At 71.8% G+C, this 20529-nt stretch carries 18 protein-coding genes and 1 rRNA gene; 10 read left to right on the top strand and 9 right to left on the bottom strand.

Translation table 11 applies throughout. From position 1 onward, the window contains the following. Nucleotides 1–215: 215 nt before the first annotated feature. The 3 genes from ACI2LW_RS09655 to ACI2LW_RS09645 are packed head-to-tail and all read left to right on the top strand — an operon-like array spanning nt 216 to nt 2074. Entirely contained in the window at nt 216–836 is a 621-nt protein-coding gene (locus tag ACI2LW_RS09655; protein ID WP_404730631.1) for a DUF47 domain-containing protein, read from the top strand. A 7-nt stretch (nt 837–843) separates the two neighbouring features. Next, nucleotides 844–1842 carry an anion permease gene (locus ACI2LW_RS09650; protein WP_404730630.1) on the top strand — a complete coding sequence of 333 codons (999 nt, stop codon included), beginning with the start codon at nt 844–846 and terminating at the stop codon, nt 1840–1842. A gap of 31 nt (nt 1843–1873) precedes the next feature. Next, nucleotides 1874–2074 (top strand): DUF5988 family protein, encoded by a 201-nt coding sequence (locus tag ACI2LW_RS09645; protein WP_404730629.1) that lies wholly within the window; start codon nt 1874–1876, stop codon nt 2072–2074. A gap of 337 nt (nt 2075–2411) precedes the next feature. Here the strand turns inward: ACI2LW_RS09645 and pstB are convergent, their stop codons facing one another. The 4 genes from pstB to pstS form a co-directional block, all read right to left on the bottom strand. Further along, nucleotides 2412–3188: a phosphate ABC transporter ATP-binding protein PstB gene (gene pstB, locus ACI2LW_RS09640; protein ID WP_404730628.1), complete on the bottom strand. Its 777-nt coding sequence runs from the start codon at nt 3186–3188 to the stop codon at nt 2412–2414. 70 nt (nt 3189–3258) lie between these two features. Further along, complete coding sequence (gene pstA / locus ACI2LW_RS09635) at nt 3259–4323, bottom strand: phosphate ABC transporter permease PstA (RefSeq protein WP_404730627.1); 1065 nt, start codon at nt 4321–4323, stop codon at nt 3259–3261. Continuing rightward, the gene (gene pstC, locus ACI2LW_RS09630; RefSeq protein ID WP_404730626.1) at nt 4320–5342 is read right to left on the bottom strand and encodes a phosphate ABC transporter permease subunit PstC; all 1023 of its coding nucleotides are present in this window, start codon (nt 5340–5342) and stop codon (nt 4320–4322) included. Before pstC ends, pstA begins: the two co-directional genes overlap by 4 nt. A gap of 110 nt (nt 5343–5452) precedes the next feature. Then, a complete protein-coding gene (gene pstS / locus ACI2LW_RS09625) occupies nt 5453–6583 on the bottom strand; it encodes a phosphate ABC transporter substrate-binding protein PstS (protein WP_404730625.1) in 1131 nt (376 codons plus the stop codon). A gap of 328 nt (nt 6584–6911) precedes the next feature. On the opposite strand from pstS, the gene ACI2LW_RS09620 reads away from it, so the two are divergent. Continuing rightward, entirely contained in the window at nt 6912–8525 is a 1614-nt protein-coding gene (locus tag ACI2LW_RS09620) for an FAD-binding oxidoreductase (protein ID WP_404730624.1), read from the top strand. A gap of 388 nt (nt 8526–8913) precedes the next feature. On the opposite strand, the gene ACI2LW_RS09615 is transcribed toward ACI2LW_RS09620, so the two are convergent. The 3 genes from ACI2LW_RS09615 to ACI2LW_RS09605 form a co-directional block, all read right to left on the bottom strand. Then, the gene (locus tag ACI2LW_RS09615; protein WP_404730623.1) at nt 8914–9624 is read right to left on the bottom strand and encodes a phosphatase PAP2 family protein; all 711 of its coding nucleotides are present in this window, start codon (nt 9622–9624) and stop codon (nt 8914–8916) included. 259 nt (nt 9625–9883) lie between these two features. Beyond that, nucleotides 9884–10882 carry an NlpC/P60 family protein gene (locus tag ACI2LW_RS09610; protein ID WP_404730622.1) on the bottom strand — a complete coding sequence of 333 codons (999 nt, stop codon included), beginning with the start codon at nt 10880–10882 and terminating at the stop codon, nt 9884–9886. 129 nt (nt 10883–11011) lie between these two features. Further along, complete coding sequence (locus tag ACI2LW_RS09605; RefSeq protein WP_404730621.1) at nt 11012–11863, bottom strand: trypsin-like peptidase domain-containing protein; 852 nt, start codon at nt 11861–11863, stop codon at nt 11012–11014. A 408-nt stretch (nt 11864–12271) separates the two neighbouring features. On the opposite strand from ACI2LW_RS09605, the gene ACI2LW_RS09600 reads away from it, so the two are divergent. The 6 genes from ACI2LW_RS09600 to ACI2LW_RS09575 all read left to right on the top strand — a co-directional run bounded on the left by ACI2LW_RS09600 (nt 12272) and on the right by ACI2LW_RS09575 (nt 19748). Further along, a complete protein-coding gene (locus ACI2LW_RS09600) occupies nt 12272–12580 on the top strand; it encodes a hypothetical protein (protein WP_014673544.1) in 309 nt (102 codons plus the stop codon). Nucleotides 12581–12814: 234 nt separating this feature from the next. Further along, nucleotides 12815–13663 carry a hypothetical protein gene (locus ACI2LW_RS09595; RefSeq protein ID WP_404730620.1) on the top strand — a complete coding sequence of 283 codons (849 nt, stop codon included), beginning with the start codon at nt 12815–12817 and terminating at the stop codon, nt 13661–13663. Beyond that, nucleotides 13653–15002: a hypothetical protein gene (locus tag ACI2LW_RS09590; RefSeq protein WP_404730619.1), complete on the top strand. Its 1350-nt coding sequence runs from the start codon at nt 13653–13655 to the stop codon at nt 15000–15002. Before ACI2LW_RS09595 ends, ACI2LW_RS09590 begins: the two co-directional genes overlap by 11 nt. 14 nt (nt 15003–15016) lie before the next feature. Next, entirely contained in the window at nt 15017–16558 is a 1542-nt protein-coding gene (locus tag ACI2LW_RS09585; protein WP_404730804.1) for an SCO6880 family protein, read from the top strand. A 14-nt stretch (nt 16559–16572) separates the two neighbouring features. Then, the gene (locus ACI2LW_RS09580; RefSeq protein WP_404730618.1) at nt 16573–17985 is read left to right on the top strand and encodes an ATP-binding protein; all 1413 of its coding nucleotides are present in this window, start codon (nt 16573–16575) and stop codon (nt 17983–17985) included. A gap of 8 nt (nt 17986–17993) precedes the next feature. Beyond that, the gene (locus tag ACI2LW_RS09575) at nt 17994–19748 is read left to right on the top strand and encodes a type VI secretion protein (protein ID WP_404730617.1); all 1755 of its coding nucleotides are present in this window, start codon (nt 17994–17996) and stop codon (nt 19746–19748) included. A gap of 57 nt (nt 19749–19805) precedes the next feature. On the opposite strand, the gene ACI2LW_RS09570 is transcribed toward ACI2LW_RS09575, so the two are convergent. Both ACI2LW_RS09570 and rrf read right to left on the bottom strand, forming a co-directional pair. After that, entirely contained in the window at nt 19806–20372 is a 567-nt protein-coding gene (locus tag ACI2LW_RS09570; protein ID WP_404730616.1) for a GNAT family N-acetyltransferase, read from the bottom strand. Nucleotides 20373–20442: 70 nt separating this feature from the next. Beyond that, a 5S ribosomal RNA gene (gene rrf, locus ACI2LW_RS09565) occupies nt 20443–20529 on the bottom strand; the annotation flags it as partial.

Genomic DNA, 20529 nt, shown 5'->3' with positions numbered 1-20529 from the left:
GGTCTCCCTTGCGTCGTGGAGCTCGGGGGCGAGCTCGGGACATACCCCTGGCGGGTATATGGTAACGAATTCCGCCGGGTACACGACCCTTGGCACCTGCCCCGGTGCGGAGCACCATGCCCCATGGGCGACACTGGGGGGCGGCCCCTTAGCCGTGGCCGGATGATGCGCTTAGCATCACCCTGACCGAAACCGAAGCACCCCGAGGACCCCACGTGCGCTTTCGTCTGACCCCCAGGGAGACGAGCTTCTACGACATGTTCGCCGCGTCCGCGGACAACATCGTCACGGGCTCGAAACTCCTGATGGAACTGCTCGGGGCGGACACCTCCGCCCGGGCCGAGATCGCGGAGCGTATGCGGGCGGCGGAACACGCCGGTGACGACGCCACGCACGCGATCTTCCACCAGCTGAACTCCTCGTTCATCACGCCCTTCGACCGCGAGGACATCTACTCCCTCGCGTCGTCCCTCGACGACATCATGGACTTCATGGAGGAGGCCGTCGACCTGGTCGTCCTCTACAACGTCGAGGAGCTGCCCAAGGGCGTGGAGCAGCAGATCGAGGTCCTGGCACGGGCGGCGGAGCTCACCGCGGAGGCCATGCCGAACCTGCGCACCATGGCCAACCTCACGGAGTACTGGATCGAGGTGAACCGCCTGGAGAACCAGGCGGACCAGATCCACCGCAAGCTCCTGGCCCATCTGTTCAACGGCAAGTACGACGCGATCGAGGTGCTCAAGCTGAAGCAGATCGTGGACGTACTGGAGGAGGCGGCGGACGCCTTCGAGCACGTGGCGAACACGGTGGAGACCATCGCGGTCAAGGAGTCCTGAGGCGTCCATGGACACCTTCGCTCTGATCCTGACCGTCCTGGTCGCCCTCGGTTTCGCCTACACCAACGGATTCCACGACTCGGCCAACGCCATCGCCACCTCGGTGTCGACCCGCGCGCTCACCCCGCGGGCCGCACTGGCCATGGCGGCGGTCATGAACCTCGCCGGCGCCTTCCTGGGCAGCGGGGTCGCCAAGACCGTCAGCGAGGGCCTGATCGAGACCCCCACCGGCGGCAAGGGGATGGGCATCCTCTTCGCCGCACTGCTCGGGGCCATCGTCTGGAACCTGATCACCTGGTACTTCGGCCTGCCCTCGTCCTCCTCGCACGCGCTGTTCGGCGGCATGGTCGGCGCGGCCCTGGCCGGCGGTACGACGGTCTACTGGTCCGGGGTGCTGGACAAGGTCGTCACCCCGATGTTCCTGTCCCCGGTGGTCGGTCTGGTCGCCGGCTACCTGGTCATGACGGCGATCATGTGGATCTTCCGCCGGACCAACCCGCACAAGGCCAAGCGCGGCTTCCGCATAGCGCAGACGGTGTCCGCGGCCGGCATGGCGCTCGGGCACGGTCTGCAGGACGCCCAGAAGACCATGGGTGTCGTGGTGATGGCGCTGGTCATCGCCGACGTCGAGGACTACGGCGACCCGATCCCGGTGTGGGTGAAGCTGGTCTCCGCCCTGATGCTGTCGCTCGGCACCTACGCGGGCGGCTGGCGCATCATGCGCACCCTCGGCCGCAAGATCATCGAACTGGACCCGCCGCAGGGCTTCGCGGCGGAGACCACCGGCGCGTCCATCATGTTCGCCACGGCGTTCCTGTTCAAGGCGCCCATCTCCACCACCCATGTGATCACCTCGGCCATCATGGGCGTGGGCGCGACCAAGCGGGTCAACGCGGTGCGCTGGGGCGTCGCCAAGAACATCGTGCTGGGCTGGTTCATCACCATGCCGGCGGCGGCGATCGTGGCGGCGTGCTCCTTCTGGCTGATCGATCTGGCGTTCCTGTAGCCGCCCGCGCCGGTGTGACGACACTGGAAGCATGACTACCAAGGCACTCCTCGAAGGCGGACCGGAGGACCTCGCGGGCACCCTGGTGCCGGTGGTCCCTCCGGGTCAGGAACTGAAGATCCCGCACTCCGGGGGATACGAGCACTACAAGGTCACCACGCGGCACGAGGACAGCGCGGAGGGCCAGGTCACCGTCTACAAGTGGTGGGAGCGGACCGAGATCGCCGAATAGGCGGACCGGGACCGCCGCCCGGGCGCCGCGCCGCGCAGGCCGCGCCCGGGCACGACCCACGGCTCCGGCGGGCGCGCACGCACGCGGGCGCACGACAGAGCGGGCGCACGGCCTCGGGCGCCTTTACCCCGGGCACCTGCACCCCGGGCGCTACCGCGGGCACCTGCACCCCGGGCGCTACCGCGGGCACCTGCACCCCGGGCGCTACCGCGGGCACCTGCACCGCGGGCGCACCACAGCGCGGGCCCGCCCCCGGGAGCCGGGGGCGGGCCCTTCTGCGTCCTCGCGGTGGCACCGCCATGCAGCACCGCGAGGGATCCTCGGGACCGGCCGCGGATCAGCCGAAGCGGCCGGAGATGTAGTCCTCCGTGGCCTGGACGGACGGGTTGGAGAAGATCCGCTCGGTGTCGTCGATCTCGATCAGCCGGCCCGGCCGGCCCACCGCCGCCAGGTTGAAGAACGCCGTACGGTCGGACACCCGCGCCGCCTGCTGCATGTTGTGCGTCACGATGACGATCGTGAAGCGCTCCTTCAGCTCGCCGATCAGGTCCTCGATGGCGAGGGTGGAGATCGGGTCCAGGGCGGAGCAGGGCTCGTCCATCAGCAGCACCTTCGGCTCCACCGCGATGGCGCGGGCGATGCACAGCCGCTGCTGCTGGCCGCCGGACAGGCCGGCGCCCGGCTTGTTCAGGCGGTCCTTGACCTCGTTCCAGAGGTTGGCGCCGCGCAGCGACCTCTCGACGATGTCGCCGAGCTCGCTCTTGCCGCGGCCGCCGTTCAGCCTGAGCCCCGCCGCCACGTTGTCGAAGATCGACATCGTGGGGAACGGGTTGGGCCGCTGGAAGACCATGCCCACCTCGCGGCGCACGGAGACCGGGTCGATCCCGGCGCCGTACAGGTCCTCGTCGTCGAGCATCACCTTGCCCTCGACCCTGCCGCCGGGGGTGACCTCGTGCATACGGTTCAGGGTGCGCAGGAACGTCGACTTGCCGCAGCCGGACGGCCCGATGAACGCCGTCACCGAGCGCGGCTCGACCGTCATCGAGATGTCCTCGATCGCCTTGTGGGAGCCGTAGTAGGCGGTGAGCCCGCTCACGTCGATTCGTTTGGCCATGTCTGCTTCTTCACTTCCGGTCTCTCGGTCGCCGGCCCGCGGTGCGCGGCGGTGGCCGCGCACGGGTGCCCTAACGACCGGTCTTGGGCGCCTTCCAGCGGGCGATCCCGCGGGCCACCAGGTTGAGGATCATCACGAAGGCGATCAGGGTGAGGGCCGCCGCCCAGGCGCGGTCGTACGCCGCGCCGTATCCCGAGCTGTTCGCGTACTGCTGGTAGATGTACAGCGGCAGCGAGGCCTGGGGGTCGGAGAAGGGATCGCTGTTGATGAAGTTCGTGCCCCACACCAGCAGCAGCACCGGGGCGGTCTCACCGGTGATGCGCGCGACGGCGAGCATCACGCCCGTGACGATGCCGCCGAGGGAGGTCGGCAGGACCACCTTCAGGATGGTGCGCCACTGGGGGACCCCTAGCGCCAGGGAGGCCTCGCGCAGCTCGTTGGGGACGAGCTTGAGCATCTCCTCGGTGGAGCGGACCACCACGGGCATCATCAGGATCGCCAGGGCCAGCGAGCCGGCGAAGCCGGAGTAGCCCATCTTCAGGATCAGGATCCAGAAACTGAGGACGAACAGTCCGGCGACGATCGACGGGATGCCCGTCATGACGTCGACGAAGAAGGTCACGGCCTTGGCGAGCCGGCCGCGCCCGTACTCGACCAGGTAGATGGCGGTGAGCACGCCGACCGGCACGGCGATCAGAGTGGCCAGGCCCACCTGCTCCAGGGTGCCGAGCAGGGCGTGGTAGATACCGCCGCCGGGCCGGCTGTCGGCGACACCGGCCATGGAGTGGCTCAGGAAGTACCCGTCCAGGACCTTCGTGCCGCGCTCGACCGTGGCCCGGACCAGGGAGGCGAGCGGGACCACGGCGACGAGGAAGGACACCCAGACCAGGCTGGTCGCGATGCGGTCCTTCGCCTGGCGGCGGCCCTCGACACGGGCCGCGATCGCATAGGTGGAGAGCACGGCGAGGACGGCCGCGATCAGCCCCCACTGCACCTTGCTGTCCAGGCCGGCGGCCAGGCCGATGCCCACGGCGACGGAGAGGGAGCCCGCGACGACGGCGAGCGGGAACCACTTCGGGAGGCTCGCGCCGCGCAGCGGGCCGCGGCGCTTGTGCGAGACGGCCGGCCCGGTCATGCGCCGGCCCCCGAGTACTCCTTGCGGCGGTTGATGATCACGCGGGCCGCTCCGTTCACGAGCAGGGTGATCACGAACAGCACGAGGCCGGAGGCGATCAGCGCGTCCTGGCCGAACTCGGTGGCCTCGTTGAACTTGCTCGCGATGTTCTGGGCGAAGGTGCCGCCGCCCGGGTCCAGCAGGCTGGCCCGGATGTCGAAGGTGGGCGACAGGACGGTCGCGACGGCCATCGTCTCGCCGAGGGCGCGGCCCAGGCCCAGCATCGAGGCGGAGATCACGCCGGAGCGGCCGAAGGGCAGCACCGACATGCGGACGACCTCCCAGCGCGTGGCGCCGAGGGCCAGGGCCGCCTCCTCGTGCGTGCGCGGGACCTGGCGGAAGACCTCACGGCTGACGTTGGTGATGACCGGCAGGATCATGATCGCCAGCAGGATGCCCACAGTGAGCAGCGAGCGCGGGGCGCCGCCCTGCCAGGACAGGACGCCGGTCCAGCCGAAGTACGCGTCCAGCCGGCCGTACAGGCCGTTCAGGTGCGGTACGAGGACCAGGGCGCCCCACAGGCCGTACACGATGGACGGCACGGCGGCCAGCAGGTCGATCACGTAGGCGATCGGGCCGCTGAGCCGGCGCGGGGCGTAGTGGGTGAGGAAGAGGGCGATGCCGACCGCGACCGGGACGGCGAGGGCCATCGCGACGATCGAGGAGACGACCGTGCCGAAGGCCAGCACGGCGATGCCGAACCGGGGCGGCAGCAGGCCGGTGTTCCAGTCGAAGGTGGTCAGGAAGTTCCCGTCGTCCTCGCTGATGGCGAGGGTGGCGCGGTAGGTGAGGAAGACCGCGATCGCGGCCATGATCACCAGCAGGGCGATGCCCGATCCCCGGGACAGGCCGAGGAAGATGCGGTCACCGGGCCGGGCGGCGCCCTGGGCCGCACGGTCGCGTGCGGCCGGGCGCGCGGGGGTCGGGGGCAGCGGGGCCGGGGGCGGGAGAGCGTCTGTGTGCTGTGCGGATATGTCCATCGGGTTCTCCGGTCTGCGGGGCCGTGCACGGGGTGCGGGCTCCTGGCGGCGGTGCACCGGACGGTGCGGCCGGGCCCCGGCAGGGCCGGGACCCGGGCCGCACACGTGGATCAGCTCAGGCCGGCGACGGTGGTGCGGACCTTGGCGATGATCTCGTCGGGGATCGGCGCGTAGGAGGCGGCGGCCAGCTGCTTCTGGCCGTCCTCGGACGCGATGTAGGTGAGGAAGGACTTCACGGCCGGCAGGGTGGCGGCCTTGTTGCCCTTGTCGCAGGCGATCTCGTAGGTGACCAGGGTCAGCGGGTAGGCGCCGTCCTCGGTGGGCCGGTAGTTCAGCTTGAGCGCGAGGTCCTTGCCGGTGCCGACGACCTTGGCGGAGGCGATGGCCTTGGTGGCGTTCTCGACGGAGGCCTTGGCCGGGGTGGCCGCGCCGGTCTTCAGGTCGACGGTCTTGATGCCGTCGGCGGCGTAGGACAGCTCGAAGTAGGAGATGGCACCGGAGGTCTGCTTGACCTGCGCCGCGAGGCCGGAGGAGCCCTGCGCGGACTGGCCGCCCCTGGCCTGCCAGGCCTTGCCGCCGGAGTACGGCCAGTCGCTCCTGGCGGTGGCGATCAGGTACTTGGTGAAGTTGTCGGTGGTGCCGGACTCGTCCGAGCGGTGGAACGCCTGGATCTTCAGATCGGGCAGCTCGGCGTCCGGGTTCAGCTTCTTGATCGCCGCGTCGTTCCAGTTGGTGATCTTCCCGTTGAAGATCTTCGCGAGGGTGGACGGGTCGAGGACCAGGCTGTCCACGCCCGGCACGTTGAAGCCGACCGCGATGGGGCCGCCGACCATGGGCAGGTCGATGGCCCGGCCGCCGGAGCAGACCTTGGCGGACTGACCGGCCTCTTCCGGCTTCAGCGGGGAGTCGGAGCCGGCGAACGCCGTCTGGCCCTGGAGGAAGGCGGTGATGCCCGCGCCCGAACCGGTCGGGTTGTAGTTGATCCGCACGTCCTTGCACGCCTCGCCGTACTGCCTGACCCACGCGTCGATCGCGTTCTTCTGCGCGGAGGAACCCGACGCCTGCAGCTGCCCCTTGGCGCCGTCGCAGTGGACCGAGCCGGGCGCGGCCGCCGCGGCCGGGCTGCCGCCGCCCTCCTTGCCGCTGTTGTCGTCGGAGCCGCACGCCGTGAGGGCCAGGGCGCCGGAGACGGCGAGGACGCCGAGAGCGAGAGCCCGCCGGTTCTTGCGCTGAGACTTCACTTGAGGGTTTTCCTTCCAGGAGCCGCCGTCCTGATCGGCGGCGTGCGAAGTGTGGGCGGTCCCGATGCGCCGGGATGCGCGTCAGCACCGGGTAAGGCCGAAATTAGGCAGAACAGGTGAAGCCGCCGATGGCCGGACGTGAACGAGGGGTGAACCCCTGCCGTCGGTGCGGTGAGGTCACGGAACGCTCACGGGAAGAGCACGTGGAGGTCCCGGCGCACCGCCGCCCCGCCGGGCCCCGCCGGCCTGCTGGCAGACTTCCCGGTCCCCTGGAACCCGCCGGGCCGGGTGGTCGTCTCGATCAGGGGAGCCGACAGGAGGCACAGACATGGAACGGCGTGCGTTCATCGCCGGCGGCACGGCCGCGATCGCGGCGGCCGTCACCGCCGGGTGCGGCGGCGGCAAGGACGGCGCGGGCGCCGCCGGTCCCTCCGCCACGGCCTCCCGTGCGGCGGCCCCCGGTACGGCGACCCCCGGCACGGCGGCCTCGGGCACCGGCTCCGCCGGGGGGCTGCGCACCGCCGGCGCCGCCGCCGCCGCGAACTGGGCCGCGCTCGCCCGCGAGCTGGACGGCACCCTGCTGCGGCCGGGCGACGCCTCCTGGACCACGGCCAGCCGGCTGTACAACACCCGCTTCGACGGTCTGCGCCCGGCCGCGGTCGCCTACGTCGCGCACACCGGCGACATCCGCACCACCCTGGCCTACGCCCGCGCCCACCGCTTGCGCGTGGCCATCCGCAACGGCGGCCACTCCTACGCGGGCTGGTCCTCCGGCGACGGCCGTCTGATCGTCGACGTCTCCCGGCTCGGCCAGGTCCGGGCGAGCGGCGCCTCCGCGGTGGTCGGCGCCGGCGCCAAGCTGATCGACGTCTACCGCGCGCTCGCCGCCAAAGGCGTGACCATCCCGGCCGGCTCCTGCCCGACGGTGGGGGTCTCCGGGCTGGTCCTGGGCGGCGGCCACGGCGTGGTCTCCCGCGCCTACGGCCTGACCTGCGACAGCCTCACCCAGGCGACCCTCGTCACCGCGGACGGCCGGCAGCTCACCGCCAACGCCACCGAGAACAAGGACCTCTTCTGGGCGCTGCGCGGCGCCGGCAACGGCACCTTCGGCGTGGTGACCGAGCTGCGGTTCCGCACCCATCCCGCCCCCCAGGCCGTCTCGGCGTACCTGACCTGGCCGTGGGCGAAGGCGGCGGCGGTCGTGCGGGCCTGGCAGGAGTGGGGCCCCGGTCAGCCGGACGAGATCTGGTCGTCCCTGCACCTGGCCGGCTCGGCGGGCGGCACCCCCACGGTCTCGGTGGCCGCCTTCTCGCTGGGCACCTACGGCGAACTGCAGAACGCGGTGGACCGGCTGGCCGCGCGCGTCGGCGCCCACGCCTCGAGCGTGTCCCTCAAGCGGCACACCTACGAGCAGGCCATGGAGGCGTACGCCGGCTGCTCGTCCTTCCCCACCGACGCCCAGTGCCATCTGCCGGGCTCGACCCCGGGCCGCTCCCCGCAGGGCCGGCTCGGCCGGGAGACCTACGCCGCCCGCTCCGACTTCTTCGACCGCTCGATCCCCGCGGCCGGCGTGCAGACCCTGCTGAACCAGATGCGGTCGGTGCGCGGCGGCGCGGGCAGCGTCGCGCTCACCGCGCTCGGCGGCGCGGTCAACCGCGTCTCCCCGACGGCGACGGCCTTCGTGCACCGGCGCTCGCGGATGCTGGCGCAGTACATAGCGTCCTGGCGGGCCGGCACCAGCGGCTCGGCGGCCCAGTCCTGGCTGAGCGCGGCCCACGGCGCGATGCGGCCGTACGCCTCCGGAGCGGCGTACCAGAACTACACCGACCCCACGCTGAAGAACTGGCGCACGGCCTACTACGGCGATGCGGCCCCCCGCCTGGCGAAACTGAAGCACCAGTACGACCCGCAGAACTTCTTCACGTACCCACAGGGGCTGTAGCCTGGCCGCGCCTGGCGGGCGGCCGGGGCGCCGGGCCGCCGGGCCGCGTCGGGCCGCCGGAGCGCCGGGCGTCAGGCCGTCAGGCCACCGGGGCGCCGGGGCGCCGGGGCGAATGTGCGAGGGCTCGGCCCGATCCCGGCCGCCGGAGCGCCGGACCGGGGGACGCCCGAGGGCTCGGCCCGATCCCGGCCGCCGGAGCGCCGGACCGGGGGACGCCCGAGGACTCGCCCGATGCCGGGCCACCGGGCCCAACATGCGGGGCTCGGCCCGACTCCTGGCGGCCGGCCCCCAGGCTGCCTGGCCGCCAGGCCCAGCGTGCGAGGGCTCGGTCCGGTGCGGGGCCGTCGGGCCGGGCGCACGAGGGCTCGGTCCGGTCGCGGGTGGGCGGCTACGCGGCCAGGTCGCGCTCCTCCGTCGCCGACGCCCGGTCGCCGGTCCGCCCGCGGGAGTCCGCGCCGCCGCGGCTCCCGGCCGCGCGCCGGCTCCGTACCAGCCACCCGCCCCAGGCCGACCCCTCGACGGCCCGCAGCAGCGGGGTGAGCAGGATCATCGCCGGCGGCGACAGCAGCAGCGCCACCGCGGTTCCCAGCGCGAACCCGCCGACCACGTCGGTCGGATAGTGCACGCCCATGTAGACCCGGCAGAACCCCTCCAGCAGCGCCAGCCCGATGCCGGCCAGGCCGAACCGCCGGTTGGCCACGAACAGCGCGACGCCCATCGCCATGGTGATCGTCGCGTGGTCGCTCACGAAGGAGAAGTCGGTCTTGCCGGACACCAGCACGTCCAGACCCTGGTGGTCCAGGAAGGGCCGGGGCCGCCGCACGAACCCCCGTATCGGCACGTTCACCAGCACCGCGAGCCCCGCCGCCAGCGGCGCCCACACCAGCGCGGCCACGGAGGCGGCGGCCCGCTCCCCGCCGCGCCGCCGCACGGACCACCAGCACCACACCACGAGCAGCACCATCGCGAGCAGCAGCCCGTACTCGCCGATGTACTCCATGAGCCGGTCGAACCAGTGCGGAGCGTCCTTGGCCAGGCCGTTGATGTCGTAGAGCAGGTCGACGTCGGGGTTCGCCCCGCTGTCGGCGAGTCCAGCCATGGCGCTGCGGCCCCTTCGTCGTGTCGTTCCGGGCGCACCCTGTGTGCGCCCTCTGCCACCCCCGTGGTCGTAGATCCGCTTCCGCTGCGCGCGCGTGCGTGCACACGCGTTCCGTCCGCAGGCCGCTCGCGTCCGCCGGGCTACGTCAACAGGAACGCACGACCTTGCTGCATACGTTCCACACTCCACCGAATGATCACGCAGACGTTATCGAAGAGATACTCATCGCCGCAGCTCAGGGGGTTGGTTCACGCTCGGTTCACACCGGGGTGGGGAGCGCTTTCGCGCCATCCTCGGTTACCCGGGTCGCCCCGAAGTAGTCCGGGGTGTCCACCGGGTCGAAGCGGATCACGGCGCCCGACCTCGGCGCGTCGATCATGTAGCCGCCGCCGACGTAGATGCCCACGTGCCGGATGGCCCGCGAGTCGGTGAGGTCGTCGGAGAAGAACACCAGGTCACCGGGGAGCAGTTCGTCCCGCTTGGGGTGCGGGCCCGCGTTGTACTGGTCGTTGGCGACGCGCGGCAGCCTGACGCCCACACTGGCGTACGCGGCCTGCGTCAGACCCGAGCAGTCGAACCGTCCGCCCTGCTCAGGGGTGCCCTCACCGCCCCACAGATAGGGGGTGCCGAGCTTGCGCTGCGCGAAGGAGATGGCCGCGGCGGCCTGCTTGGAGGGGGCCACCCGGGTGACGGGCGCGGCGAAGCTCTTCTGCAGCGTGGTGATCGTCCTGACGTAGTTGCGGGTCTCCGCGTACGGCGGCACGCCCCCGTACCGGATGACCGCGTCCGCTCCCGCGTTGTACGCGGCGAGCATGTTGTGCGTCGGGTCGCCGGGCACGGTCCGTACGTATTTCGCCAGTTCGCAGTCGTAGGAGGCGGCCGACGGGATGGCGTCGTCGGGGTCCCAGACGTCGCGCTTGCCGTCGCCGTCGCCGTCGACGCCGTGCGTGGCCCAGGTGCCCGGGATGAACTGCGCTATCCCCTGCGCCGCGGCGGGCGACTGCGCGCGCGGGTTGAACCCGCTCTCCTGGTACAACTGGGCGGCCAGCAGCGCCGGGTTGATGGCGGGGCAGAGATTGCCCCACTTCTCCACGAGGCTCTTGTACGCGGCCGGGACGGCGCCCTTGGCCAGTCCCACGGACCCTCCGGCACCGCCCGCGAGACTGCCGGCGGTCACGTACACACCGACGACCAGCAGCATGACGAAGGTGAGTCCGGAACCGACGGCGGCGATCGCAACGACCCATGCCCTACGCACCGTCAACCGCCCCTCACCGCCCGGGAGTACGCCGAGCCACAGTGTAAGCGCGCGGCCGCCGTCCGGAAGTGATCACACACGGGCGCACGGCAGCACACCGGTCGCGGCCCGCGCCCGCACCGGGGCCCGTCAGGACGCGGCGGCGGCCTCCTCGTAGAGCTCGGCCGCCTCCGCGCCGAGGACCACGCTGTAGGAGGTGTCCGGGGTCAGGCCGCCCTCCTCGTGCCCGCCGAGCACCCCGACGACCTCGCGGTCCCCGTTGACCCAGGGGCTGCCGCTGGTGCCCGCGGTGAACTCCGGGCAGTCGATGCGCTGCTGGCTGCCGCCCTGCCGCCGCGGCTTGTTGGTGCACCGGATCGGCTCGTCCCGGGAGTCGGGGTAACCGGTGAGCGTCACCGCGGTCGCGCCGGTCGCCGTGCCGGTGGCGAAGCGGTTGCCGCCCACGACGTCCTCCACGTTCTCACCACCGTCACCGTCGCCGTCATCGTCGCCGCCGCCGCTGTGGCCGTTCCCGGCGTCGTCCCGCGGCTCGAGCGCGGCGAAGGCCAGGTCGCTGTCCTCGTCCTGGTCCCTGGACCAGCCCTCCGGTATGAACCGGGCACGCACCCGCCACAGCCCGTACGGCGCCGTCCCGTCCCGGTAGCCGGGTGCGAACACGAGGTCGGTCCCATCGCTCAGACAGTGGGCCGCGGTGACGACGAGGTTGTGGTGCGGGCTGCGCACGACGGAGGCGGTGCAGAAGTGGCTGTCCGTCAGGTCACCGGTCCGGTCCGCCGGGATCAGCGCCCCGACCCGCGCGCTCTGCGGGGTGCTCACGGCCACCGCGGTGACCCCGAGGGGACCCGGGCCGCCGTCCGCGGCGGCCACGGAGGCCGAGGTCGCGGCCAGCATCACCAGCGCGGCGCACAGCGCGTACGGCCGGGGGCCGGCCCGGTGACGGGAGCGGTGGGCGGGACTGCTGGTGTCCGGGGTACGCGTCATCAGGGCCCACTGTGGCTCATGAAGGTGAGAACCGCAGCCCGGCTTCACCCAGATTTTTCCGTGAACCCCCCGGCCGGCGCGCGATTTGCTCGCCCTCACCCCGCTTGTCCCGCCTCCGCGACCCGGAGGGCAAAGCGTGAGACCATCGACGCGGCCACTCACCCGACTGGCCGTCAGAAGGCGTGCCGGACCATGAAAAGTGTCAACGACGGGACCACATCCCGGGTTCCGGTCGCACTTCATTGCCCGGCGTGACCTGCCGTGATACACAGAGTGACCATACGAACAAAAGCTGCCGGGCAATGGCGCCAAGTCGACATCCGCACGCGCGATTGTCAGCGACAATGAGGCCTGACCTCTGCGCCTTTGCAGGGGCCGCGGAACTACCCACCAGGGGCGGTGACTTACATGCTCTTTGCGGCCGACAAGGGAGACATCAACACCATCATCGGCGGGATCGCTCCGGACTGGGGCCCCTTCGGCAGCCTGGGCAACGAGGCGAAGGTGATGATCGAGGTGGTGATGGCGGTCGCCATCCTGCTGTGCCTCGGCATCGCCGTCTGGGGCGCCGCCAAGCAGCGCATCGGAGCGACCGCCCTGCGCGACACCTTCAGCGCGGAACAGGGCAAGGGCCTCATCATCGCCGGCCTGACGGGCGTGTTCATCATCGGCTCCCTGGGCACCCTGTTCACCATCGTGTACGGCATGGCCGTGTAGGCCGTACGACCGGCGCACACCCGCGCATGCCGCGCACGGTGCTCCGTCCGCGCCGCCGGCCGGACCCTCCGGACGCGCCCGGTGCCCCCGCTGCCCCCACCCACCCACCGTGCTCACCGGCTGAGGTTGCGTTTCCCTGATGTCGAGTCACCACACCGCGTCCACGCGGAAACCAGCACGGCTACCGTCGTACGTGCACGCGTTCCGGTACCAGGCCGAGGGGGCGTACGGGACATGAGTCTCGGAGACGAGCACGGATTCGGCGACTCCGCGCGCGCCGACGACGAGCTGTACGGCGGGCAGACCCGCACCCGGCTCCCCGAGCGGGCCGCCGACCCCTACGGAGGGGCCCGGCGCGGCGCCCGCTCGTCCTCGCGCGGGCTGGTCACGGTGGTCGCCGTGGTGGTCCTCCTCATCGCCGCCATCGCCTTCGCGAACCGCACGGGAGGCGGCTCCTCCTCCGCGGACGGCAACGGCGGCGGCAAGCCCAGCGCGGCGGCGACGGCGGCGACCGGCACGCAGCCGGTGCGCACCAAGGCCGCGGGCATCCCCTCGGGCTTCGCCCACGACGAACAGGGGGCACAGTCGGCGGCGGCGAACTACGCCGTGACGCTCGGCTCCACCGGCATGTTCAGAAAGGACAGCCGGCACGCCATCGTGAACCTCCTCTACACCCCCGAGGCCGCCGCCGGACTCCAGGGCCCGATGGACCAGGCGTACTCGGCGGACTTCCTCAGGAACATGGGCCTGGACGCCAGTGGCAACGCCCCGGCCGGAAGCACCTTCGTCTCCCGGGTGACTCCGGTGGGCACCACCGTCCAGCAGTACGGGGGCACCAGCGCCAAGGTCTCCGTCTGGTACGTGGGCCTGATCGGCATGTCCTCGGCGACCTCGACCGATCCGGTCACCTCTTCGTGGAAGACCTGGACGTTCGAGCTGCAGTGGTCGGCCGGCGACTGGAAGATCGTCTCCGACTCCCAGAAGGACGGTCCCGCCCCCGTACCGGGCGACGACAAGGCCGCCACCTCCGACGAGATCCGCAAGGCCACCGAAGAGTACGGAGGGTTCACGTATGCCCGGTAGCAAGCAGCGCGCGCTGGGGCTCACCGGAGTCGTGGCCGCCGTGCAGACCTCGGTCGTCCTCCTGGCCGCCCGCGCCGCCGCCGCGCCCTCACCCACCCCGAGTCCGTCCCCGTCGGCGACCAAGAACAACTGCGACCTCATCGTGGGCCGCGCCCGGCAGTATTGCGAGCGTGGCAACGAGGGCGGCTCTTCCCGTCCCAACGGCCTCACCACCGACCCCTCCGCCACCCTCGACCCGCTCTCCTCCCTCGCCAAGGGCTGCGCCGACGCCGCGTCCTGGACGATCGACAAGCTCAGCAAGGCCGTGCAGGAGACCGCGAACGTCGACTTCACCAACCAGAAGTTTCTCCAGCAGTACGCCGTCGTGTTCGCCGCCTCCACGATCCTCACCCTGCTGCTGTGGCTGCTGGCCGTGGCCAAGCGGGCGGTGCGCGGCGTGCCGCTGACCACCGCCGTCTCGGAGGCGGTCGGCTTCCTCTGGCTGACCGTGCTCGCCTCCGCCTTCACCCCGCTGATCCTCTACACCGTCGTCTCCGCCGCCGACGGCGTCTCCGACGTGCTCGCCAAGGCGACCGGCGACCAGGCGGACACGTTCTTCGGCACGTTCTCCGCCGCGCTCGGCAAGGGCGAGGACATCGGCGGCGGCCCCATCATGCTGATGGTGGTCTCCCTGGTGTCCATCCTCGCCGCCGGCGTGCTCTGGCTGGAGCTGGTCATCCGCGCCGCTCTGCTCTACGTGGGCGCCCTGCTCGGCACCGTCGTCTACGCCGGCCTGGTCGACAAGAACCTGTGGGGCCACGTCCGCCGCTGGGCCGGCATCATGATCGCGGTGATCCTGGTGAAGCCGGTCATCGTGATCGTCCTCGGGCTCGCCGGGGCGCTGTCCGCCGACGACAACGGCCCCGGCGCGTTCTCCGCCGTCGTCTCCGGCCTCGCGATCATCCTGCTCGCCATCTTCGCCAGCGCGATGATCTACCGCTTCGTCCCCGGCTTCGGCGACGAGATCGCGGCCGGCCGCAACAACCGCATCATGCAGGGCGCCGAGAGCAAGGCCGCCGCCGTCATCAGCTCCCCGGCGAGCCTGGTCGCCCAGGGCATCAAGACCCACAGCACCCGCGCCGACAGCAACGGAGCGGCGGGCGGCGGCGGGCCGTCCACGCCCCGCCCGGCCAACCCCGCCTCCGGCGGTGTCGCGGCGCACGGCGCCCGCGTCCCGGACGGCGGCGGCTCCGTTCCCTCCGCCGCGCCCGCTCCCCGCGCACCCAGCCCGGTGAACACCCCCCACGCAGGCCGCACCCGCAACAGCAGTACCCCACGCACGGGAGGTGAAGGGCGTTGACGACCGATTCCCACATGTCCCACGCGGTCACGCCCCGCCGGACGTATCTGATCGGCCGCGCCCGGCCGAACGCCGTCATCGGCCGCAACCGCGAGACCGGCGAGATCGCCCTGATCGTCGCCGGGGCGTTCGTCGGCATGATGTGCGGGCTGCTCGTGCCCGTGCTGGCCCTGCGCATCGTCCTGCTGACCGGCTTCCCGCTGCTCGCCCTCGCCGCGGTCTACGTGCCGTACCGGCGCCGCACCTTCTACAAGTGGTTCGAGATCAACCGCTCCTACAAGCGCACCGTCAAGCGCGGCGCCCTGTACCGCTCCGCCGCCATGGAGGCCGGCACCCGCCTGGACGGCCGAGAGATCGAGGTCGGCCCGCCCCCCGGCATCGGCCGCATCACCTGGCTGGCCGCGCCCTTCGGCCCGGACGAGATCGCCGTACTGCTGCACGCCGACCGCAAGACGGTCACCGCCGCCATCGAGATCGAGGGCCCCGGCGTCGGCCTGCGCGACTCCGAGGACCAGGAGGCCCTCGTCGACCGCTTCGGCACCCTGCTCAAGCACGTGGCCAACGGCGACGGCTTCGTCACCCGGCTGCAGATGCTCGCCCGCACCCTGCCCGCCGACCCGGACGCCCACGCCAAGGACGTCGCCGTACGCGGCGACGAGCGCGCCCCGGCCTGGCTCCAGCGGTCGTACGACCAGCTGCAGTCCATGGTGTCCACCAGCAGCGAGCAGCACCGCGCCTACCTCGTGGCCTGCATGCACTACAACCGCGAACTGGCCGCCGAGGCGCAGGCCATGGCGCGTGCCGCCCGTCCGCAGGCGGGCCGCAGACTCGACCGCGACGCCGGCCTCGCCGTCGTGATGGCCCGCGAGCTGACCGACATCTGCTCCCGTCTCCAGGAGGCCGACATCCGTGTACGGCAGCCGCTCGGGCAGGGCAGGCTGGCCTCGCTGATCCACTCCATGTACGACCCGGACCACCCCATCGACCACATCCAGGCCATGACCAAGCGCAACGCCTGGCCCGCCGAGCTGGACGCGATGGAGCCGACCTACCTCCAGGCCAAGACCCGCGAGTCGGCCACCCGCGAGCCCTGGTGCCACGCCACCGCCTGGATCAAGGAGTGGCCGATGACCCCGGTCGGCGTCAACTTCCTCGCCCCGCTCCTCGTGCACACCCCGGACGTCATCCGCACCGTCGCCGTCACGATGGACCTCGAACCCACCGAGGTCGCCATCGAGCGCATGCTGACCGAGAAGACCAACGACGTCGCCGAGGCCAGCCGCGCCGCCAAGATGAACCGCACCGTGGACCCGCGGGACGTGGCCGCCCACAACCGCATCGACCAGCGCGGCGAGGACCTCGCCAGCGGCGCCGCCGGCGTCAACCTGGTCGGCTACATCACCGTCTCCGCCCGCACCCCGGAGGCCCTGGCCCGCGACAAGCGGACCATAAGGGCCTCGGCCGGAAAGTCGTACCTGAAACTGGAGTGGTGCGACCGCGAGCACCACCGCGCCTTCGTGAACACGCTCCCGTTCGCCACCGGAATCCGACGGTAGGGGCTGATGCTCTGATGCGGGACCCGCTCACCGCACTCACGGACGCCTTCACGTCCTTCCTCTTCGGGAAGGTGGAGACGACCCGGCTGCCGGTGCGCACCTCCACCGGCCAGGCCCAGGCGGTCTACCTCCCGACCGCCGCACCCGGTCTCGGCGACTCCGGCGTCATCATCGGCCGCGAGGTCTACTCCGGGAAGGGCTACATCTACGACCCCTTCCAGCTGTACGGCCAGCAGCTGCCCGCCCCGCACTGGCTCGTCCTCGGCGAGTCCGGCAACGGCAAGTCGGCCCTGGAGAAGACCTACGTCCTGCGGCAGCTGCGCTTCCGCGACCGGCAGGTCGTCGTCCTGGACGCCCAGGGCGAGGACGGCGTCGGCGAGTGGAACCTCATCGCGGAGGAGCTGGGGATAACTCCCATCCGGCTCGACCCGACGGCGGCCCTGAACCACGGCATCCGCCTCAACCCGCTGGACCCGTCGATCACCACGACCGGGCAGCTCGCCCTGCTCAGGACGATCATCGAGGTCGCCATGGGCCACGGCCTCGACGAGCGCTCCGGCTTCGCCCTCAAGGTCGCGCACGCCTACGTCAACGAGACGATCGTGGAGCGCCAGCCGGTCCTCTCCGACATCGTCGAGCAGCTGCGCCACCCCGAGCCCGAGTCGGCCGAGGCGATGAACGTCGCCATAGACGACGTGCGTGCCTGGGGCCTGGACGTGGCGCTGGTCCTGGACCGGCTGGTCGACGGCGACCTGCGCGGCATGTTCGACGGCCCGACCACGGTCGGCATCGACCTGGACGCCCCGCTGATCGTCTTCGACCTGTCCCACATCGACCGCAACTCCATCGCCATGCCGATCCTGATGGCGATCGTCGGAGTGTGGCTCGAGCACACCTGGATCCGCCCCGACCGCAAGAAGCGCATCTTCCTGGTCGAGGAGGCCTGGCACATCATCAACAGCCCGTTCGTGGCCCAGCTGTTCCAGCGGCTGCTGAAGTTCGGCCGCCGGCTCGGCCTGTCCTTCGTGGCCGTCGTCCACCACCTGTCGGACGTGGTGGACGGAGCGGCGGCCAAGGAGGCCGCGGCGATCCTGAAGATGGCCTCGACCCGGACGATCTACGCCCAGAAGGCCGACGAGGCCAGGGCGACCGGACGGGTGCTGGGCCTGCCCCGGTGGGCGGTCGAGATCATCCCGACCCTCACCCCCGGTATCGCGGTGTGGGACGTCAACGGCAATGTCCAGGTGGTCAAACACCTGGTCACCGAGACCGAACGCCCGCTGGTCTTCACCGACCGCGCCATGACCGAGTCGTCCACCGACCTGGCCGCTGACGACGCCCTGCGCGCCGCGGAGCTGGAGGCCGCGGAGCGCGCGGCGGCCTTCGTGGAGCAGCACGTGGGCGACTCCGAATCCACGGTGGCCTAGGAGGCGGCGTGAGACCGGACGACCGCGCCCCGCGCCCGGACCGCCGGGACGGCCAGGGCGGCATCCCCGACGGCCTCCTGGTCGGCATCCTCGCCTTCCTGCTCGGCATGACCGTGCTGGTGTGGACGGCGACGGGCCTGGCCGCACTGTTCGCCCACGGCTCCTGGCCGGCCGGGGTGTCCTTCACCCGTACGCCGACCGCCATGCGTCATCTGATGGGCGAGCCGCACGACATCGCGGGCGCCTGGCCCGGCACCCCACCGGGGCGGCTGTCGGGGTACGGCCTGTTCTGGGGGCTGCTCATCGGGCAGCTGATGGTGCTGCTGGTGCTGACCGTGTTCGTGATGGGGACGGTGGCCCGGTGGAGAGCCGTACGGCTCGGACGCCGCGCCGAGCGGGTCGCGCGGCGGGAGGCGGCACGGGGACGGGGGCCGGACGCGCACCCGCAGGAGCAGCCCGGGACGTCTCCGCACGAGTTGCCGGCCCAGCGGGCGCACCCCGCGCCGGAACGCCGCTCGGGGGCGGGTCCGGAGCCGGCGGAGCAGCCGCCGGTCCCGGAGACCTCGGAGCCGGTGTCCGGGGGCCGGGAAAGTGGTGCGGGGACCCGGAGCCCCGCTGCGGAGGCTCTGGCGTCCGTGCCGGAGGGGATGGCGTCGGTGCCGGAAGGGATGGCGTCCGCGCCGGAGGGATGGGCATCCGTGCCGGTCGGGCAGGGCACGACTCCAAGTGGGTCCGGTCCTGTGCCGGGCGGGTCCGGGTCCGTGCCGGGTGGTCCGGGCTCAGTGCTGGATGGTCCCGGTTCCGTGCCGGTGGCGGCGGGGTCCTTCGCCGGCCCGCGGCCACCCGCCCTGCTGGTGGCCCCGCGCGAGGGACGTCTGGCCGCCGCGGCCCAGGCGGTCCGGGACGCCGCCGGTCCCGCACTCGTCGTCACCTCCAACCCCGCTCTCTGGCAGGACACCAAGGACTCGCGGGCCAAGCTCGGCCCCGTCCTGCTCTACGACCCCACCCATCTGTGCGACACCCCGGCCCGCCTGCACTGGTCGCCCACCACGGGCTGCGAGGACAAGCAGATCGCGGAGGCCAGGGCCGCCGCGATCCTGGCCCCGGTGCGGCCCACGGCCAGGATCGACCAGGCCGTGGCCGACACGGCGCAACTGCTGCTGCGCAGCTGTCTGCACGCCGCCGCGATCGACGGCCGCACCATCCGTCATGTCCACCGCTGGTCCCAGGGCACCCAGGTCCAGGAGGCCGTACGGGCGCTGCGGACCAACCCGAAGGCCGCCGCGGGTTCGGCGGGCGAGCTGGAAGCCGCGCTCACCGCGCATCCCGAACGCCGCGACATCGCCCAGCAGCTGACGAGCCGTGCCCTCGCCGCACTTCTCACGGTCAACGTCCGGGAAGCCTGTACTCCCAACCGAACTGATGCCCTCGCCTTGGATTCCTTCGTGAACGAAGGGGGAACGCTTTATGTGGTCGGGGAATCCATCGAGGACCCCCGCACCAACCCGGGCGCGATGCCCTTCCTGACGGGGCTCGCCTCAAGCGTGGTCGAGCGCGGCCGGCGCATGGCCGAACGGTCATCCTCCGGTCGGCTCGACCCACCACTCACCCTCGTCCTGGACGACGTCGCCGCCGTGGCCCCGCTGCCCCAGCTCCCCGAGCTGCTGGACGGCGGAACCGCCCGCGGCCTCCCCACGCTCGCGCTGCTGCGCTCCCGTGAACAGGGCCGGGCCCGCTGGCCGCACGACGAACTCCCGGTGTGACCCCCGGCGCCGCACAAGCTGCCCAGGCCGGCCGATGCGTGCAGGCGGCCAACCGGCTCAGGGACGCTCGATCGCGTACTCCAGTTCGGCGTCGTCCGAGTGTTCCGCCAGGGGAACTCTGACTCCTGTGGGCACGAAGCCGACCCTGCGGTAGAAGCGCTGCGCCCGCCCGTTGTCCTCGTGCACGATGAGGCGGACCCGCTCCGCGCCCTCGCCCCAGGCCCAGTCGAGCGCCTCCGCGAAGAGCACCTCGGTCAGCCCGCACCCCCGGTGCTCGGGCCGCACATACACCCCCACCAGATGGCCCTGGCGCCGCTCGACGGGGAATCCCGCCCAGTCGGTGGTGCCGGCCTCCTCCACCAGTACGGTCACGGAGCCGACCCACGCACCGTCGGGTCCCTCCACGATGAACTGCCTTACGCCGTCCGCGCCGGTGGCGGCCTTCGCGGCCCGCTCCTGCCAGTAGGTGTCGGGCCGGGCGACGGCGTTGTCGTACGTCTCGAGGAAGGCCAGGTGGGCGATGGGGTCCTGGAGGGCCTGGAGCCGCAGCTCCTTCACGGCGGGCCACTCCTCGGCCCGTATGGCACGGACCAGGTACTTCTCGTCGGTGTCAGAGCTGCTCATGGCGGCCACGGTAGTCCAGGCACACAAAAAAGGCCCACACCATTTCTGGTGTGGGCCTTTTTCAAGAATTGTTCGGCGGTGTCCTACTCTCCCACAGGGTCCCCCCTGCAGTACCATCGGCGCTGTGAGGCTTAGCTTCCGGGTTCGGAATGTAACC

Origin of the sequence: Streptomyces sp. NPDC004065 (assembly GCF_044903565.1) — a bacterium.
Classification (GTDB): domain Bacteria; phylum Actinomycetota; class Actinomycetes; order Streptomycetales; family Streptomycetaceae; genus Streptomyces.
Note: the sequence above shows the minus strand (reverse complement) of the source record. Positions and strands in the feature narration are given on the sequence as shown.

Bases quoted from the DNA above. Each gene is read 5' to 3' on its own strand.
- ACI2LW_RS09650 (WP_404730630.1), top strand. From the start codon at position 844: ATGGACACCTTCGCTCTGATCCTGACCGTCCTGGTCGCCCTCGGTTTC.
- ACI2LW_RS09645 (WP_404730629.1), top strand. From the start codon at position 1,874: ATGACTACCAAGGCACTCCTCGAAGGCGGACCGGAGGACCTCGCGGGC.
- pstB (WP_404730628.1), bottom strand. From the start codon at position 3,188: ATGGCCAAACGAATCGACGTGAGCGGGCTCACCGCCTACTACGGCTCC.
- pstA (WP_404730627.1), bottom strand. From the start codon at position 4,323: ATGACCGGGCCGGCCGTCTCGCACAAGCGCCGCGGCCCGCTGCGCGGC.
- pstC (WP_404730626.1), bottom strand. From the start codon at position 5,342: ATGGACATATCCGCACAGCACACAGACGCTCTCCCGCCCCCGGCCCCG.
- ACI2LW_RS09620 (WP_404730624.1), top strand. From the start codon at position 6,912: ATGGAACGGCGTGCGTTCATCGCCGGCGGCACGGCCGCGATCGCGGCG.
- ACI2LW_RS09615 (WP_404730623.1), bottom strand. From the start codon at position 9,624: ATGGCTGGACTCGCCGACAGCGGGGCGAACCCCGACGTCGACCTGCTC.
- ACI2LW_RS09605 (WP_404730621.1), bottom strand. From the start codon at position 11,863: ATGACGCGTACCCCGGACACCAGCAGTCCCGCCCACCGCTCCCGTCAC.
- ACI2LW_RS09600 (WP_014673544.1), top strand. From the start codon at position 12,272: ATGCTCTTTGCGGCCGACAAGGGAGACATCAACACCATCATCGGCGGG.
- ACI2LW_RS09595 (WP_404730620.1), top strand. From the start codon at position 12,815: ATGAGTCTCGGAGACGAGCACGGATTCGGCGACTCCGCGCGCGCCGAC.
- ACI2LW_RS09590 (WP_404730619.1), top strand. From the start codon at position 13,653: ATGCCCGGTAGCAAGCAGCGCGCGCTGGGGCTCACCGGAGTCGTGGCC.
- ACI2LW_RS09585 (WP_404730804.1), top strand. From the start codon at position 15,017: ATGTCCCACGCGGTCACGCCCCGCCGGACGTATCTGATCGGCCGCGCC.
- ACI2LW_RS09580 (WP_404730618.1), top strand. From the start codon at position 16,573: ATGCGGGACCCGCTCACCGCACTCACGGACGCCTTCACGTCCTTCCTC.
- ACI2LW_RS09570 (WP_404730616.1), bottom strand. From the start codon at position 20,372: ATGAGCAGCTCTGACACCGACGAGAAGTACCTGGTCCGTGCCATACGG.